The organism is Rhodococcus sp. NPDC058639 (assembly GCF_042717545.1).
Lineage (GTDB): Bacteria > Actinomycetota > Actinomycetes > Mycobacteriales > Mycobacteriaceae > Rhodococcus.
Window position 1 is genome coordinate 379,748 of sequence record NZ_JBHXRF010000005.1, and the last position, 15,461, is coordinate 395,208.

Here is a 15,461-nt window from a genome sequence, read left to right on the forward strand (position 1 = left end):
GCCGACGCGTGCGGCCGTGGTGAGGCCGTGGGATGCACGGGTGGCGTGGTCGAGGTGTTCCGATGTGTGTGACAAAGCCGAGTCCCTCTTGGTCGTCCCCTGATAACGAACTGATTACGAGATCATCACGATAGCGCCGATTTTACGGATCTACGGCGTGGCGTCTTGACACGTTCGTTGTAAAGAGTGGCTCAGGTTACGAAAAAGAGATATCTCTGGTCACACGAACCTCAGTTGGTTCGCGAGGTCTCGGAGGTTTCGACGGAAAAGTGGCCGAGGTCACGCGTCCGAGAGGTTTCAGCGCGCCCGATTCATCACTTTTTCGGCTGCTTCCCAGTGCGCATCGGCAACCCACAGGCGAGCAAAGGCGTCGACGGCTTCGGCCGGAGTGGCCCCGTTCATCACCCGTTTGATCGACGCGGATGAATCGTTGGCGAGCGCACGACCGAGCGCGCGCCACCCTTCGTCGAACGTCTCGCGCGGAAGGACCCGATCGACGAGTCCCAGTCGCTCGGCTTCTTCGGCACGAAGGATGGTGCCGGAACCCGCCAGCATCAGAGCCCGGCCCCGGCCCACGAGTGACGCGAGCCGTTCTGCGCCACCCCACGCAGGCATGATCGCGAGCGTGGATTGATTGAACCCGATCCTGATGTCGTCGGCGGCGACCCGGATATCCGCGGCCACCGCGACCTCGGCACCCCCGCCCAGCGCATGTCCGTTCAGCGCCGCAACGACGGGCGCCGGGAACTCCGCGATCCGATCGCAGATCGCCCGCATCTGGCGCGCCATCTCGGCGGCCTCCTCGTGGGTCCGCAGTTTTGCCAGTTCCTTGAGATCACCGCCGGATACGAAAGCCTTGTCGCCCGCACCCCGGATGACCAACGCGCGCGCGCCGGCAGCGGCGTCGAGAACCTTCTCGAGTTGGTCCATGGTCTCGGGCGCAATCGCGTTGCGAGCGTGGGGGCGATCGATCGTGACAATCGCCAGTCCGTCTTCGAGTTCGAGATCGACCATAGCTCTGTTCTCCGAATTGATATTGGAATTCTGGAATTCGGAGAATAACATGCTCGCATATGACCGAAGCCGACTCCGCGCGCAGCGACGCACGGCAGAGCGGTCTCACCCTTGACCTTGGAGCTCCCACGATGCGGCAGTTACCCCCCGAATTGGTCGAACGCTACGAGCACGAAGGGTGGTGGACACGCGAGACCATCGGCGACATGCTGGCTCGTGGTCTGAAGGCCGCCCCAGACATCGAGTTCCGGGTCCACTCCGACGTGCGGCCCTGGTCGGGGACAGTCGGTGAGGTCGAAAACGTCGCGCGTCGTCTCGCAGCGGGCCTGCGCCGGCGCGGCGTCGGCCCCGGCGACGTGGTGGCGTTCCAGTTGCCGAACTGGATGGAAGCGGCCGCCGTCTTCTGGGCGACGTCCTTCCTCGGTGCGACCGTGGTGCCGATCGTGCACTTCTACGGCCGCAAGGAACTCGGGTTCATCCTGCGCGAATCCTCGCCCAAGGTCTTCGTGTGTGCCGAGCGGTTCGGGTACACCGAGTACCAGCCCGACCTCTGCGCCGACATCCCGATCGTCGGCGTCGTCGGGCGCGATTTCGACGACCTGCTCGACGCCGAACCCTTCGAAGGTGTTCTCCCCACCGACCCCGCGGCACCGGCGCTGCTCGCGTTCACCTCCGGCACCACGAGTGATCCCAAAGGCGTGGTCCACAGCCACCGCACACTCGGATTCGAGACGCGGCAACTCACCGCCCGCTATCCCGCCGACCGGGGCATGCAGCTCACAGGCGCACCGGTGGGGCACTTCATCGGCATGGTCAATGCCTTCCTGATCCCCCTTCTCGACAACTCCCCCATCAACCTGCTCGACGTCTGGAATCCCGCTCGCGCAATCGAACTCATGGAGAGCGACGGCCTGGTCATCGGCGGTGGCGCGACGTACTTCGTCACCAGCCTCCTCGATCACCCGGACTTCGATCCCGACCGGCACCTGAAGTACATGAAGTACGCGGGTCTCGGCGGGTCGACCGTTCCGGCCGCAGTCACCCGCCGGCTCGACTCGCTCGGGATCACCGTGTTCCGGGCGTACGGGAGCACCGAGCATCCGTCGATCACGAGTTCGCTGGTAACCCACCCCGCCGACAAGCGGCTCTTCACCGACGGCTGCGTCTCACCGGGAGTCGAGATCCGCCTCACCGAGGACGGCGAGATCCTGAGCCGCGGACCGGATCTCTGCATGGGCTACACCGATCCCGAACTCACCGCCCGTATGTTCGACGAGGACGGGTGGTACCACACGGGCGACATCGGGGTGCTGGACGACGACGGCTTCCTGACCATCACCGACCGTAAGGCCGACTTCATCATCCGGGGTGGCGAGAACATCAGCGCCCTCGAAGTGGAAGAAGTCCTGCTGACACTTCCGTCGGTCGCGGAGGCTGCGGTCGTCTCCGCCCCCGACGAGCGCCTGGGTGAGCACGCCGCGGCGGTACTGAGGCTGCATCCGGGGCACGCGATGCCCACGCTCGACGAGTTGCGCGAACACTTCCGGGCGTCCGGTATCGCGAAGCAGAAGTGGCCCGAGGAACTGCATGAAGTGGCGGAGTTCCCCCGCACCGCGAGCGGCAAGATCCAGAAGTTCCGGGTGCGCGGGGATATTGCGGCCTCCCGCGGAAGAGAATAGTATTCTCACAACAGGAGAAGGAGGATCTATGTCACCGAAAGAATTGCCGTATCCGCTGTTCGATGCGGACAACCACCTGTACGAGACCGAGGAAGCTCTCACCAAGTTCCTGCCGGAGAAGTACAAGGGCGCCATCAAGTACGTGCAGGTCGAAGGCCGCACGAAGATCGCAATCCGCAACCAGATCAGCGAGTACATCCCCAACCCCACCTTCGAGGTGGTCGCTCGTCCCGGAGCGATGGAGGACTACTTCAAGAACGGCAATCCCGAGGGCAAGAGCAAGCGGGAGATCTTCGGCAAGCCGATGAAGTCGATCGACGCCTTCCGTGAACCCGCTGCGCGTCTCGAGCTCATGGACGAACTCCAGATCGACCGCACTCTGATGTTCCCGACGCTGGCCAGCCTCGTCGAAGAGCGCATGCGCGACAATCCCGAGCTGATCCACGCGGTCGTCCACTCACTCAACCAGTGGCTGTACGAGACCTGGGGATTCAACTACAAGGACCGCATCTTCACCGTCCCGGTCATCAGCCTGCCGATCGTCGACAAGGCGATCGAAGAGCTGGAGTGGTGTGTCGAGCGCGGCGCGAAGGCGATCCTCGTCCGGCCCGCACCGGTTCCCGGCTACAAGGGTCCGCGCTCGTTCGCACTCCCGGAGTTCGATCCGTTCTGGAAGCGCGTCGTCGAACTCGACGTCCTGGTCACCCAGCACTCGTCCGACAGTGGCTACGCCCGGTACAACCAGGAGTGGGACGGCACGGGCGACGAAATGCTCCCGTTCGTCACAAACGCGTTCCGCATGGTCAGCGAATGGCGTCCGATCCAGGATGCCGTGGCGTCATGGGTCTGCCACGGTGCGCTGTTCCGCTTCCCGGAACTGCGGATCGCCGTCATCGAGAACGGTGCATCCTGGTTGCCGCACGTGCTGCAGACCCTCGGTGACACCTTCAAGAAGGCTCCCGAAGGCTTCGGCATGCAGGACCCGGTCGCGGCAGTCAAGAAGAGCATCTACGTCAGCCCCTTCTGGGAAGAGGACTTCAGTAAGCTGACGGCCCTCATCGGTGCCGACCACGTGCTCTTCGGTTCCGACTACCCCCACCCCGAGGGCCTGGCCGAGCCGACCAGCTACATCGACCACATCCAGCATCTTCCCCTCGAGGATCAGAAGCTGGTTATGGGTGGCAATCTCGCGAGGCTGCTGAAGGTATGACCTGGCGGACCATCCCCGAGATGGTCCTCAGCACGGACGACCGCTTCGGCGATGCCGAAGCGGTCGTCGACGGGGACCTCCGGCTCACCTTCACCGAGCTCACCGCCCGCATCCGCCGGGCCGCGGGAGCATTCGCAGCGGCGGGTATCGACAAGGGTGACCGGGTAGCGATCTGGGCCCCCAACTCCGCAGAATGGATCGTCGCAGCCTTCGGGTTGCTCGCAGCGGGCGGAATCCTCGTCCCCGTCAACACGCGCTACAAAGAGGATGAGGCCGGCGACATCATTCGTCGCAGCGGAGCGAAGGCCGTGCTCGTCCAGAACGGCTTCCTCGGTACCGAATTCCGCACTCCGGCAGGAGTACCTACGTTCGACATGAGGTCGGGATTTCTGGAGAGCGGAAACCCGTTCGCTCGCAGGATGAGTGGCGACGATATCGCCGACATCATGTACACCTCGGGAACCACCGGACGCCCCAAGGGCGTGATGATGAACCACAGCCAGACTCTCCGGATGTTCTCGGAGTGGTGCGACCTCGCCGATCTCCGCAAGGGCGACAGATATCTGGTCGTCAATCCGTTCTTCCACATGTTCGGCTACAAAGCCGGTCTGATCGCGTCGATGATCCGGGGCGCCACCGTACTCCCCGTGCCTGTTCTCGATGTCGACCGAGTTCTCGAACTGGTCGAACGCGAACGGGTTACCGTACTTCCCGGGCCGCCGACGCTCTACCATTCCCTTCTCGCAGCACAGGGCACCCGGGACCTGTCGTCGTTGCGTGCAGCGGTAACCGGGTCGGCAGACATCCCCGTCGATCTCATCCGCCGTATCCGCAACGAATTGCCGTTTCGGACCATCATGACCGGGTACGGACTGAGCGAAGCGGGCACGGCCACGGCCTCCCGGCCCGGAGACACTTTCGAACAGATCGCCACCACAGTCGGGATTCCTTGTGAGGGAATAGAAGTCCGAATCGCGGGTGACGGAGAAGTGCTCATCCGGGGCTACAATGTCATGCAGGGTTATTTCGACGATCCGGAGGCAACCTCGGAAGCTGTCGACCCCGAAGGCTGGTTGCATACCGGAGATCTCGGGACGCTGGACGACGACGGCCACCTGCGGATCGTCGGTCGCAAGAAGGACATGTTCATAGTCGGTGGCTTCAATGCATATCCCGCGGAAATCGAGGGGTTCCTGCTCGAGCACCCGGCCGTCGACCAGGTCGCCGTGATCGGTATTCCGGACCAGCGCCTCGGACAGGTCGCAAAAGCATTCGTCGTGTCGGCGAATCCGGTACCGCCGGAGGAGTTGCTCGGCTGGAGCCGGCAGCGAATGGCCGGGTTCAAGGCCCCTCGTGAAATCGAGTACCTCGAGGCCCTGCCGCTGAACGCGACGGGCAAAGTCATGAAAGACCAATTGCGTTGATGCACAGCGCATCGACCCCCCCAAAACAATCGAAGGAGACGGCGCGATGACCGATGAAGCTGCAATACTTGCCTTCGCCGTAAAGTGGCGCCACTGGAACGGCGGGCCCGACGAAGACATCTTCGTCACCTTCGGGATCTCCCCCGAGGACTATTTCCATCGGCTACGCAGACTCCTGACCAAACACCGCTGGAACCGGCTCGAGCCGCAGGTACTCACGGACCTCGTCCGGATCTGCGACGACCGCCTCAGCACGATCGATATCCGGTCCGGCGGCGACCGGGCGCGACCGCGTCGCGTGTCGTCCGAGCATCCCCTCAGTAAGCTCTCTGCCTGACAAGTTCTCTGCGTGACGCACTCACCGTGCGGACGCGGCCCCCGGGCCGGTGACCGCGGAGCGCGACGACGCATCGGCCGGCGACTGTGCCGCGATGCCGGGAACCGGGGTCGCCGTACCGCCGGGTTGCGCTCCGCGGATCGCCACAGTGGCGAGCGCCGCGAGCAGTGCCGAAGCGCCACCGATCAGCATGCCCACGAGAAATCCCTTCTCGGTAGGAATCGTGTTGCCTGCGAACATGATGCTCATCTGCGCCAAGACGACTCCCGCGACCGCCGCGGACACCGTGCTGCCCAATGAGCGCAGCAACGTGTTGACGCTGTTCGCCGACGAGACCTCCGTCAGCGGCACCGCTCCCATGAGCAGCGTCGGAATTGCACCGTACGCCAGCCCGATTCCCGCGGCGATACAACAGGTGATCACCAGCAGGCCCCAGGTGGATCCCATCATGAACAGCGACGAACCGTATGCCGCGGCCATCATCAGGCAACCGGTGCACAGCGTCGTCCGGGGACCACGCGCGGTCGTGAGTCGTGCACCCAGTGGTGAGATCACCATCATCAGCAGGCCGGCGGGCGCACACCAGAGTCCCATGACGATCATCGATTGCCCCAGGCCGTATCCCGTGGACTCGGGCAGCACCCGGATCTGAGGAACGAGCAAGGCCTGGAAGTACATCGAGAAGCCGATCAAGATGGTGACGATATTGGTCACGAGCACCCGGTTGCCCATCGCCACCCGCAGGTCCACCAGAGGACTGTCCGCTCGAAGCTCCCAGCGTCCCCAGCCGAGAAGCACCCCGATCGACACCGCGAGCAGCGTCAAGGTCAGTCCCGCGGTCCATCCCCAGTCACCGCCTTTGGACACCGCGAGCAACAGGCATACCAGTGCCACCGACAGACCGAACGCGCCGAATCCGTCGAACTTCCCCCTGTGCTCGTTCACCGGTGTGTCGCGCACCACCCATGCGATGAGGATCGCCATCACCACGCTGAGGATCCCCACTCCCCAGAACAGCATTCGCCAGCTCGTCGTCTGCGCGACGATTGCGGCGACCGGGAGTCCGAGCGCTCCGCCGATGCCCAGCGACGAACTCATCAACGCGATCGCCGACCCCAGACGCTCGGGAGGTACCAGTGAGCGCAGAGCGCTGATTCCCAGTGGAACGATGCCGAATCCTGCGCCCTGCAGCGCACGTCCGACGAGCATGGGTGCCAGGCTGGACGACATCGCACACAGGAACGACCCGAGGATCAGCGGCACGGTGCACAGCAGCAGGATCCGTCGTGCGCCGTACATGTCGCCCAACCGGCCGGTCACGGGGGTGGCGACCGCTCCGGACAACAAGGTCACCGTGACGACCCATGACGCATTCGCGGGACTTGTGCCGAGTATTTCCGGCAAGTCGACGAGGAGCGGAATCACCAACGTGGACATCAGCGTCGTGACGATTCCGGCGAAGACCAGCACCCAGATGGTCGGACCGGTCCGGACGGCCGGTACTACGGCATTCACGGGCGCCCGGCGTCTCGGGGACCACCGTCACCCATCGGCGTTCACCAGTTCGGTGTCCCCGGTTTCGGTCTCCGCGGCTTCGGTCTCCACGGCTTCGGTCGCGACAGGTGTGGTCTCCACGGTGTCGAAAAGGTTCTTCCGGCCCGTGACCGACGGCAACGGGAAGTGGCACGCCGCATACTGTCCCGGCCGTACTTCCCGCATCTCGGGTTCTTCCTCGGCGCAGCGATCCTCGGCCTTCGGGCAACGGGTCCTGAACCGGCATCCCGTCGGAGGTGCGAGAGGCGACGGTACGTCGCCCGCCAGAGCCGGCCCGGCGAACGCCTTCTCGGGATCGGTCAGGGGAACCGAATCGAGTAGGGCTCGCGTGTACGGATGAGCGGGATCGTCGTAGATCTCGATCGAATCACCGAATTCGCACACCTTGCCGAGGTACATGACCATCACGTTGTCGCTGACGGTGCGTACGACGCCGAGATCGTGGGCGATGAACACCACCGTCAGAGCGAACTTCGTCTTCAGTTCCTCGATGAGGTTGAGGATCTGCGCTTGCACCGAGACGTCCAGGGCCGACACCGGTTCGTCGCAGATGAGCAGCCTCGGCTCGAGCGCGAGCGCCCGCGCGATCGCCACGCGCTGGGCCTGGCCCCCGGACAACTGCCGGGGGAGCACGTTCGCGAACCGGTCGCCCGCGAGACCGACCTGCTCGAGAACCGACGCCGATGCCTTCTCTCGCGACTCGGACGACGCGCGCGCAATGGTCATCCCCTCGACCACGATGTCCTTGACAGCGCGACGGGGATTGAGCGACGACACCGGGTCCTGGAAGATCATCTGCATATCCCGGCGGAGCGAGCGCATGTGCTTTTCGCTCGCGCTCTCGATCCACTCTTCTCCGAAGCGGATTCGCCCCGATGTCACCCGGTCGAGCCGGAGGACGGCCCGGCCGGTCGTCGACTTGCCGCATCCCGATTCGCCGACGATTCCCAGCGTCTCGCCGGGCAGTACGTCGAAACTGATCTTCGACACCGCCTGCACGGTGCCGGCATCCGTCGGGTACTCCACCACAAGATCCTGAACACTGAGCAGGGCCTCTTCGCCCCGCAGATGAGCGGTACCACTACCCGCCATGCGATTCACCTCCGGATACAGCGCCGACCGCCGGAACGACGGGACGCAGACATGCGACCTCATGGTCGATACCGACCGGCTCGAGACCGATAGGCGCGACGGTGCACTCGTCCACCACATGGGTGCAGCGCGGCGCGAACCGGCACCCCGGCGGCGGATCGGTGGGATCGGGCAGCGACCCCTCGATCAAGCGCAGCGGCGCGTGACGCTCGTGATCGATCGTTGGGGTCGCCCCCAGCAGCGCGTGGGTGTAGCGATGCATCGGCGCATCGAACACCTCTCGGGTCGATCCCACCTCCGCGAGGCGGCCCGCGTACATCACCGCGACGCGGTCCGTGCGTCCGGCGACGACGGCGAGGTCGTGGCTGATGAGCATCATCGACATGTCCCGGTCGCGTTGGACGCGGCGGAGCAGGTCCAGGATCTGCCGTTGCACCGTGACGTCCAGGGCGGTGGTCGGCTCGTCGGCGATGAGAAGGTCCGGTTCACATGCCAGCGCGATCGCCAGCATGACGCGCTGGCGCATACCGCCGGACATCTCGTGGGGATAGTTACCCAGCCGTCGTTCGGGGTCCGGAACGCCCACTTCTTCGAGAAGCTTCAACGCTCGGGTCCGCGCTTCGGACCGGCTCACACCGAGATGCCGCCGCATCCCCTCGGTGAGCTGACGCTCCACCTTGACCACCGGGTTGAGCGAACGCCCGGGATCCTGGAAAACCATGGCGATCTGGTTTCCCCAGATCTCCAGTTTCTCCTTCTTCGTCAGGGAGAGCAGGTCACGGCCCCTGAACGTCACGTGGCCGGATCGGCCCGAACGCGGAGGCATGAGCCCCATGATCGCGCGGGCCATCACCGATTTGCCGGAGCCGGACTCGCCGACGATGCCCAGCGCCTGTCCGGAATCCAAGTCGAGCGACACGTCGTCGACGGCACGGACGGTGCCTCGTGGAGTGCCGATGTAGGCACGTAGATTTCTCACTTCGAGAAGCGGCTGAGCATTCACGGCGAGCCGGCCCTTTCCTCGTGTCGGCTAGTTACTGATCCAGAACTCTTCGGGGAGAGGAGACCCGAGTGTGTAAATCTTTGCGCCGTGCAGGTTCTTACCGAAGGTCACCGACGGCAACGCCCGGACGTACCAGAGACCCACCACCGTGTCGGCGATGATCTGCTGTGCCTCGTCGTACGCTGCTTTGCGCTCCTCGACGGTCTGGCCGAACCGGCCTCGCTCGAGCGCGGCGTCGAGTTCCGGATTGTTCACGCCCATGAAGTTTCCGCTCGACTGCGAGTCGAACGCCATGGTCAGCGCGTAATCCGGATCCTGGGTGATCGTGGACGAGACGAGCATGTCGAAGTCACGGGCACCCGCACGTGCTGTCACCGCGGGGAAATCGGCTACCTCGACCTTCATCTCCACATTCTCGAATGCACTGAGCTGAGCCTGGATTGCCTCACCCAGCACGCGACTCTCGGTCGTCGGGTAGGAGAGGAAGGTGAACGACACCGGCTTGCCCTCCGCGGCGAGCTCATCGAAGAGGCGCTGCGCTTCGGCGACATCCGTCGTGCTCAAGGGAATATCGGCGTAGTACGGGGAATCCTCGGGGAACAGGGTCTTCGGCACGTCGCCCTCACCGTTGTAGACCACGGTGTTCACGGCGTCGAGATCGACGGCGAGCGAGACGGCACGTCGTGCCCGCGCGTCGTCGAACGGTGCGCGCCGTTGGTTCATACCGGCGAACTGGCCACCACCGGTCGACGCGACCAGGTACTGCAGGCCGGCGGCCTCGGCCTTGTTGATGTTGGTCCAGCTCGTCTCCGTGGTGAGGTCGGCCCCACCGGTGGTCATCGCGTTGGAACGCTGGTTGGCGTCGGCCACGGTGCGAATCACAAGCTTGTCGAGATAGGGCTTCGGTGCATCCCAGTACCCGGCGTTCTTCTCGAGCTCGATCGAATCCTGGCGGGTCCAGCTCACGAGCGTGAAAGGTCCCGCTCCCACCGGATTCTCGTCGAATGCGGCAGCCCCCTTCTCGAGTGAGGCCGGGGATGCGATCCAGTTGAGTGCGCCGGCGACGACCGCCTGGCCGAACTGGGGGTTCGGCTTCACCATCGTCACACGCATCGTCGTCGGATCGACCACCTCGGTCGATTCGATCTGCACAGCCTGCCGGATCGTTGTGGATCCCAGTGCGGGGTCCTTGAGCCGGTCCCAATTGAACTTCACGGCCGCGGCGTCGAGCGGGCTACCGTCGCTGAACGCGAGGTCGGGCCGTAACACCAGCGTAAAGGTCTTTCCGCCGTCGGCAGTCGAGAAGTCGGTCGCCATCTTGTATTCGAGTTCGAGCGTGTCGTTGGCCGTGACCATCAACGTGCCGTAGAGGGCATTGCCCAGAGCGGGCTGGTGGGCCCAGGTGTTGGACAGCGCCGCGGGGTCGAGCGAGCGTGGTTCACCCATCTGCAGGATGCGCCCGGTACCACCGGCTACGGGGTCGCCCGCGTCCACGGTGCTCTGGGGGGCGTTGGAAGCGGAAGCGGAATCGCCGGTCCCACATGCCCCCAGCACCAGTGCGGCAGAGCATGCGGCCGCGAGCGCAGCCACCAGACGTCTGTGTCGGATCATTCTCGACCTCTCATTGAAACATGTTCGAATACAACCGGTTCGAGGCCCACTCAGTCGTGCAGCGTCCGGTCGTACTTGGTGCGGAGGTGGTCGCCTACCTGATTGAGAGCGAACACCGTGAAGAAGATGACGAGGGCCGGCACGAACACCAGATGCGGGGACGTCGCGATTGCGTCCTTACCGTCGTTGATCATGCCGCCCCAACTGGGCTGCGGTGGTGGAATACCCAGCCCGAGGAAGCTCAGGGAACCCTCGGCGACGATCAGAGCCGCAATCACGATGGGCATGTACGACGCCAGCGGCGCGAGCACGTTCGGCATGATCTCGCGAAAGAGGATGCGCCCGTTCCCTGCGCCCATGTTCTTTGCCGCCCTCACGAATTCACGCGAGGACCACGCCAGGGTGTTGGCCCGGGACAGCCGGATGAACGACGGAACCGCCAGCAATCCGAGCCCGAAGAGCATCGTCTGGACGCTCGGAGTCAGGATCGACGCCAGGGCGAGAAGCAGGATGAGAGGCGGAAACGCGAGCATGGCGTCGGCAACGAGCGAGATCACGGCGTCGACACGCTTACCGAAGTATCCCGCGATCATTCCGAACAGCGAGCCGACGACGAAGCCGACGGTGCCGGCGACAGCACCGATCACCAGCGACACCTGGGCGCCGTAGACGACGCGCGAGAGCAGGGACCGCCCGAGCGTGTCGGTTCCGAGGATCGTGTCCAGCGAGCCGAAGCCGGGTGGCGTGCGGGGCGAACCGATAGGGATGTTGTACGGAGCGAGGGGCAGGAGTCCGGCGAAGACCGCGGCACCGATGATGATCACCAGCCACGCGATCGACAGGTACACCAGAATCGACCGGGTCTTCTTGACCTCGGGTACATCCGGAAGTTTCGTAGCTACCTCGTCGACGGGGCGCCCGTCGTCCTTCTTCTCCAACGCGACCTGGGTCATGCTCCGACCACCTTCCTGACCCGCGGGTCGATCACTTGGTAGCTGAGATCGACAAGGGTGTTGATTCCCACGTAGACGACCGCGATGAACACCACGATGCCCTGGACCATGATCACGTCACGCGACGTGATGGACGAGGCGACCAGTTGCCCCAGACCCGGCAGCCCGAACAATGTTTCGACGATGACCGTGCCTCCGATGAGGCGGCCGAGGTTGATGCCCGCGACAGTGATCAGCGAGAACGACGACGGGCGCAGCGCGTGCCGGAACATCACGTACCAGGACGGCATTCCCTTGGCTCGGGCCGCGGCGACGAAATCCTCACGCAGCGTGCCGATGAGATCGGTGCGGAGCAGACGGTGGAATGCCGCGATCTCCGTGAGGGCGATCGCCAGCGCCGGAAGCAGGGCGCCACGCAGGTTCTCGCCGAGGCCTTCCCCGATCCGGGACCACCCCATCACCGGGAAGATGTTGAGCTGAATCGCGAGGAAATAGATCAGTACCGGACCGGCGATGAAGGCCGGCACCGACAGGAAGACCGCCGACAGCGCGTTCATCCCGCGGTCCACCTTGCTACCCGGACGCGACGCCGAGACCACGCCCATGACGAGCGCAACGAGGAGAGCGATGATCAAGCCCATAGCGGCGAGCTGGAGCGTCACCGGCAGACGTTCGGCGATGGCCTCGCTGACCGATTGCCCTGTCAGCGGCGATGTTCCGAGATCGCCCCGTACCGCATCGGCGAGCCATCCCGTGTACTGCGCCCAGAACGGCTGGTCGAGGCCGAGCTTGGCGTCCATGGCGGCGACAGCTTCGGGTGTTGCGTTCTCGCCCAGGATGACCTGCGCGACAGATCCCGGAGCAAGACCGAGCAGCGCGACAACCGCGATCGTCACCAGAAGGACGACCAGCAGGCTGCGGCCCACTTTCTTCGAAACCGTGAGAATCATCCACACTCAACTTTCATCGTGCTGCCGGAGCCGTGGGACGCGGCGACACAGAACAAGACCCACCCGAGCACTCCATGTGATGACCCACACATTAAGTCTTGTTTGTGGGCACGGCAATACGGATTCACGAAAAAGGCGAATGGCGTGCAAAGAATACAGAACGGCAATCTTGCAGTGCTGCAACATATTCGGGCAGCGTCCGATGAAAAGCCACAGTCGTGCTACGCCGGACAGCCCACACCCACGGGCGTGGGTGCGGGCTGTCCGGGTGCAGAGAGGTCAGCGAGTTGCGGGCCCCTCCAGAATCGTCACAGCGGCTACCGCTGTCGGACCTCCGACGTTGTGCGCAAGTCCGATTCGTGCTCCGTCGACCTGATTGACGGCCTGTCCCCGTAGTTGCTCGAAGAGTTCGACGCACTGCGCCACCCCCGACGCGCCGGGCGGGTGCCCCTTCGTATTGAGACCCCCACTGGGATTCACCGGAAGGGAACCGCCGATGTCGGTGGCCCCGGACTCCAGCAACTTGAACGCTTCGAACTTCTCCGCGAAACCGAGATCCTCGTAACTGATGAGTTCGATGCCGGTGAAGTAGTCGTGCACCTCCGCGACGTCCACGTCCGCCGGACCCAGCGCGGCCGCGGCGAATGCCTGCTTCGCGGCACGTCGAGTCGCCGGGAGCGTCGTGAGATCCCCCTTGTGCTGGTGCATCACGGAATCGAGGCCGAGTCCGGTACCGCGGATCCACACCGGCCGATCCGTGAAGCGATCGACAACGTCGTCCGCGACGAGGACGAGCGCGGCGGCACCGTCGCTCTGAGGCGCGCAGTCGTAGACCCCGAACGGCGTGACGGTGGTGTCCGCGGCGAGCACTTCTTCCACCGTCAGTTCGAAACGCCGGCAGGCCTTCGGATTGGTCATTCCGTTGCGATGGTTCTTCACCGCCACCATCGCCATGTGCTCACGGGTGGCAGGGGATTCGTACAGGTAGCGCCGGACGTGGAGTGCGAACCCCGCTTGGGCGAGACCCAGCGGGTAGTCCCACGCCATGTCCCGGGTCATCGCCTCCCATTCCCACAACATGCCCTTCGACGCCGTCTCACGGATCTTGTCGGCACCCATGACGAGGGCGACGTCGTACGCGCCCGAGGCGATACCGAACATCGCATTACGGATCGTGTCGTGCCCGGTGGCACAGGAGTTCTCGACGCGCGTCACCGGAAGTTCCGGCAACCCGAGCGTGTCCGCCAGGATGCCGGACGGAAATCCGTCGGTGGTGCCCATCGACCCGAACCACGCGGCCTGCAGGTCGGACTTGGCGATACCCTTGTCGACGCTTGCGGCGCATTCGGAGTACGCCATCGGGAGCAGGTCCCGCATGCCCAGCGCAAAATGCTCGGCGAACGGAGTCATTCCCGCGCCGACGATTGCGACGTTTCTCATGCCGCCTCCTCCGCATCCGTGCCGACATCATCGGGCTCGAATGCATAGCCGTAATCCGGGACACCCGACCGCACGGCGACCCGGCGCAACGCCAGCCTGCCGCGGTCACCGATGTCGGCCGTGCCGGCCTCGACTCCGGTAACCCGCACCAGCGCACGGACTCCGACGTCGTCGAGTTCGACGACGACCAGCGAATAGGGCGAACTCAGGCCCGGAACCGGGATGTGCACGGTGACCTCGGTGTACACCGTGCCGGTCCGGGGAAGATCGACGAGCAGATATCCGGTGTTCAGCGTTCCGTCGGCGTCGACGCGATACCGGGGCGGAAAGTCGAGGGTCTCGCTGTCCGCGAAACGCCCGGCCTCCCAGCGCACTTTCGCCTCGAAGGCTCGTTCGTACGCAGCCAGGGAGATCGGAATCTCCCCTTCCGCGGTACGGATGGAGGCCGGTCTCGGCCGGGGCGGCCGCTCCCGCCGATTCACCTGTACCGCCCCGTCGGCGACCGTCAACCCCGACAGGCTCGCCTGCTCCACTCCGACCAGTGGCCCGGTGATGCCGGCTTCGGCCATGGATGCGAGGGCGAACAGCCCCGAACTCGCGCCCGTGGTGGGCAGATCCAGCCGGCGCGTCGCCGCGAGACGCCCCGTCTCCGATGACGTCACCCCGGCCACGATCGCAGGGGACTCCACCCACGCCGTCGACAGCGAGGCGAGGTAGCCGCGCTTCGCGAGCAGCCTCGGATCCCCGTAGTCATGGATGTCGCCGGACGCACTCCGTGTCCGCACCGGCAGGCTGCGCGAGACCCGGGCAGCCGTGCGAACCTGCAGACCGCGATCGGACGTCAGTACCGCTGCCGCTCCGGCAGGTTCGATATCGACGCCGATCACGAGCGTGCGAGGGCGAGCCGACCCGAGGGCGTCGAGTGCCGCCGGTGCGCCACCGAGACGCTCGGTCACCTCGAGTTCGGGATCGAGTCCGAGCCCCGCGAGCAGGACCGCCGCATTGCTGCTTTCCGTCAGCGGCAGGTCCCGGCTCACGACGACGACGTACTCGGCGGATCCGCCCGCTTCGAGCGCGGCACGACCGGCCTCGACGGCGAGGGTGACGGCATCCTCGTCGTCACCGGCAACCCTGCTGTCCGACGTTCCCCAGCAGGGCAGATACGTTCCGATCGAAGCGATGTACGGCATGATC

Annotated in this window: 13 protein-coding genes; 4 read left to right on the forward strand and 9 right to left on the reverse strand. The window is 64.8% G+C overall.

Annotation, left to right across the window (positions count from 1 at the left end; all coding sequences use genetic code 11):
* Positions 1–297: 297 nt before the first annotated feature.
* Positions 298–1,014: an enoyl-CoA hydratase/isomerase family protein gene (locus tag ACFWU2_RS12485; protein WP_378606288.1), complete on the reverse strand. Its 717-nt coding sequence runs from the start codon at positions 1,012–1,014 to the stop codon at positions 298–300.
* Between the two features lie 131 nt (positions 1,015–1,145).
* Between ACFWU2_RS12485 and ACFWU2_RS12490 the strand changes: the two genes are divergently transcribed.
* The 4 genes from ACFWU2_RS12490 to ACFWU2_RS12505 are packed head-to-tail and all read left to right on the forward strand — an operon-like array spanning position 1,146 to position 5,664.
* Positions 1,146–2,693: an AMP-binding protein gene (locus ACFWU2_RS12490; RefSeq protein ID WP_378606099.1), complete on the forward strand. Its 1,548-nt coding sequence runs from the start codon at positions 1,146–1,148 to the stop codon at positions 2,691–2,693.
* Between the two features lie 28 nt (positions 2,694–2,721).
* Positions 2,722–3,903: an amidohydrolase family protein gene (locus ACFWU2_RS12495; RefSeq protein ID WP_378606102.1), complete on the forward strand. Its 1,182-nt coding sequence runs from the start codon at positions 2,722–2,724 to the stop codon at positions 3,901–3,903.
* Positions 3,900–5,327 (forward strand): FadD3 family acyl-CoA ligase, encoded by a 1,428-nt coding sequence (locus ACFWU2_RS12500; protein WP_378606105.1) that lies wholly within the window; start codon positions 3,900–3,902, stop codon positions 5,325–5,327. Before ACFWU2_RS12495 ends, ACFWU2_RS12500 begins: the two co-directional genes overlap by 4 nt.
* A 46-nt stretch (positions 5,328–5,373) precedes the next feature.
* A complete protein-coding gene (locus tag ACFWU2_RS12505; protein WP_378606108.1) occupies positions 5,374–5,664 on the forward strand; it encodes a DUF3263 domain-containing protein in 291 nt (96 codons plus the stop codon).
* Positions 5,665–5,685: 21 nt separating this feature from the next.
* On the opposite strand, the gene ACFWU2_RS12510 is transcribed toward ACFWU2_RS12505, so the two are convergent.
* From ACFWU2_RS12510 to ACFWU2_RS12545, 8 genes are all read right to left on the reverse strand, one after another.
* Positions 5,686–7,179, reverse strand: coding sequence for an MFS transporter (locus ACFWU2_RS12510; RefSeq protein WP_378606111.1), 1,494 nt, complete (start codon positions 7,177–7,179; stop codon positions 5,686–5,688).
* A 27-nt stretch (positions 7,180–7,206) separates the two neighbouring features.
* Positions 7,207–8,310 carry an ABC transporter ATP-binding protein gene (locus ACFWU2_RS12515; protein WP_378606114.1) on the reverse strand — a complete coding sequence of 368 codons (1,104 nt, stop codon included), beginning with the start codon at positions 8,308–8,310 and terminating at the stop codon, positions 7,207–7,209.
* The gene (locus ACFWU2_RS12520) at positions 8,300–9,313 is read right to left on the reverse strand and encodes an ABC transporter ATP-binding protein (protein ID WP_378606117.1); all 1,014 of its coding nucleotides are present in this window, start codon (positions 9,311–9,313) and stop codon (positions 8,300–8,302) included. Before ACFWU2_RS12520 ends, ACFWU2_RS12515 begins: the two co-directional genes overlap by 11 nt.
* Positions 9,314–9,340: 27 nt before the next feature.
* Positions 9,341–10,924 (reverse strand): ABC transporter substrate-binding protein, encoded by a 1,584-nt coding sequence (locus ACFWU2_RS12525; protein ID WP_378606120.1) that lies wholly within the window; start codon positions 10,922–10,924, stop codon positions 9,341–9,343.
* A 50-nt stretch (positions 10,925–10,974) separates the two neighbouring features.
* Positions 10,975–11,877 carry an ABC transporter permease gene (locus tag ACFWU2_RS12530; RefSeq protein WP_378606123.1) on the reverse strand — a complete coding sequence of 301 codons (903 nt, stop codon included), beginning with the start codon at positions 11,875–11,877 and terminating at the stop codon, positions 10,975–10,977.
* The gene (locus ACFWU2_RS12535) at positions 11,874–12,827 is read right to left on the reverse strand and encodes an ABC transporter permease (protein WP_378606126.1); all 954 of its coding nucleotides are present in this window, start codon (positions 12,825–12,827) and stop codon (positions 11,874–11,876) included. The genes ACFWU2_RS12530 and ACFWU2_RS12535 overlap by 4 nt, the downstream gene beginning before the upstream one ends.
* Before the next feature lie 279 nt (positions 12,828–13,106).
* On the reverse strand, positions 13,107–14,267 hold the full coding sequence (locus ACFWU2_RS12540; protein WP_378606129.1) for a thiolase family protein: 1,161 nt from the start codon (positions 14,265–14,267) through the stop codon (positions 13,107–13,109).
* A complete protein-coding gene (locus tag ACFWU2_RS12545; RefSeq protein WP_378606132.1) occupies positions 14,264–15,457 on the reverse strand; it encodes an OB-fold domain-containing protein in 1,194 nt (397 codons plus the stop codon). Before ACFWU2_RS12545 ends, ACFWU2_RS12540 begins: the two co-directional genes overlap by 4 nt.
* Positions 15,458–15,461: the final 4 nt, after the last annotated feature.

Excerpts from the sequence above, each read along its gene's own strand:
- ACFWU2_RS12485 (WP_378606288.1), bottom strand. The coding sequence starts at position 1,014 with ATGGTCGATCTCGAACTCGAAGACGGACTGGCGATTGTCACGATCGAT.
- ACFWU2_RS12490 (WP_378606099.1), top strand. The coding sequence starts at position 1,146 with ATGCGGCAGTTACCCCCCGAATTGGTCGAACGCTACGAGCACGAAGGG.
- ACFWU2_RS12495 (WP_378606102.1), top strand. The coding sequence starts at position 2,722 with ATGTCACCGAAAGAATTGCCGTATCCGCTGTTCGATGCGGACAACCAC.
- ACFWU2_RS12500 (WP_378606105.1), top strand. The coding sequence starts at position 3,900 with ATGACCTGGCGGACCATCCCCGAGATGGTCCTCAGCACGGACGACCGC.
- ACFWU2_RS12505 (WP_378606108.1), top strand. The coding sequence starts at position 5,374 with ATGACCGATGAAGCTGCAATACTTGCCTTCGCCGTAAAGTGGCGCCAC.
- ACFWU2_RS12515 (WP_378606114.1), bottom strand. The coding sequence starts at position 8,310 with ATGGCGGGTAGTGGTACCGCTCATCTGCGGGGCGAAGAGGCCCTGCTC.
- ACFWU2_RS12525 (WP_378606120.1), bottom strand. The coding sequence starts at position 10,924 with ATGATCCGACACAGACGTCTGGTGGCTGCGCTCGCGGCCGCATGCTCT.
- ACFWU2_RS12530 (WP_378606123.1), bottom strand. The coding sequence starts at position 11,877 with ATGACCCAGGTCGCGTTGGAGAAGAAGGACGACGGGCGCCCCGTCGAC.
- ACFWU2_RS12535 (WP_378606126.1), bottom strand. The coding sequence starts at position 12,827 with ATGATTCTCACGGTTTCGAAGAAAGTGGGCCGCAGCCTGCTGGTCGTC.
- ACFWU2_RS12540 (WP_378606129.1), bottom strand. The coding sequence starts at position 14,267 with ATGAGAAACGTCGCAATCGTCGGCGCGGGAATGACTCCGTTCGCCGAG.
- ACFWU2_RS12545 (WP_378606132.1), bottom strand. The coding sequence starts at position 15,457 with ATGCCGTACATCGCTTCGATCGGAACGTATCTGCCCTGCTGGGGAACG.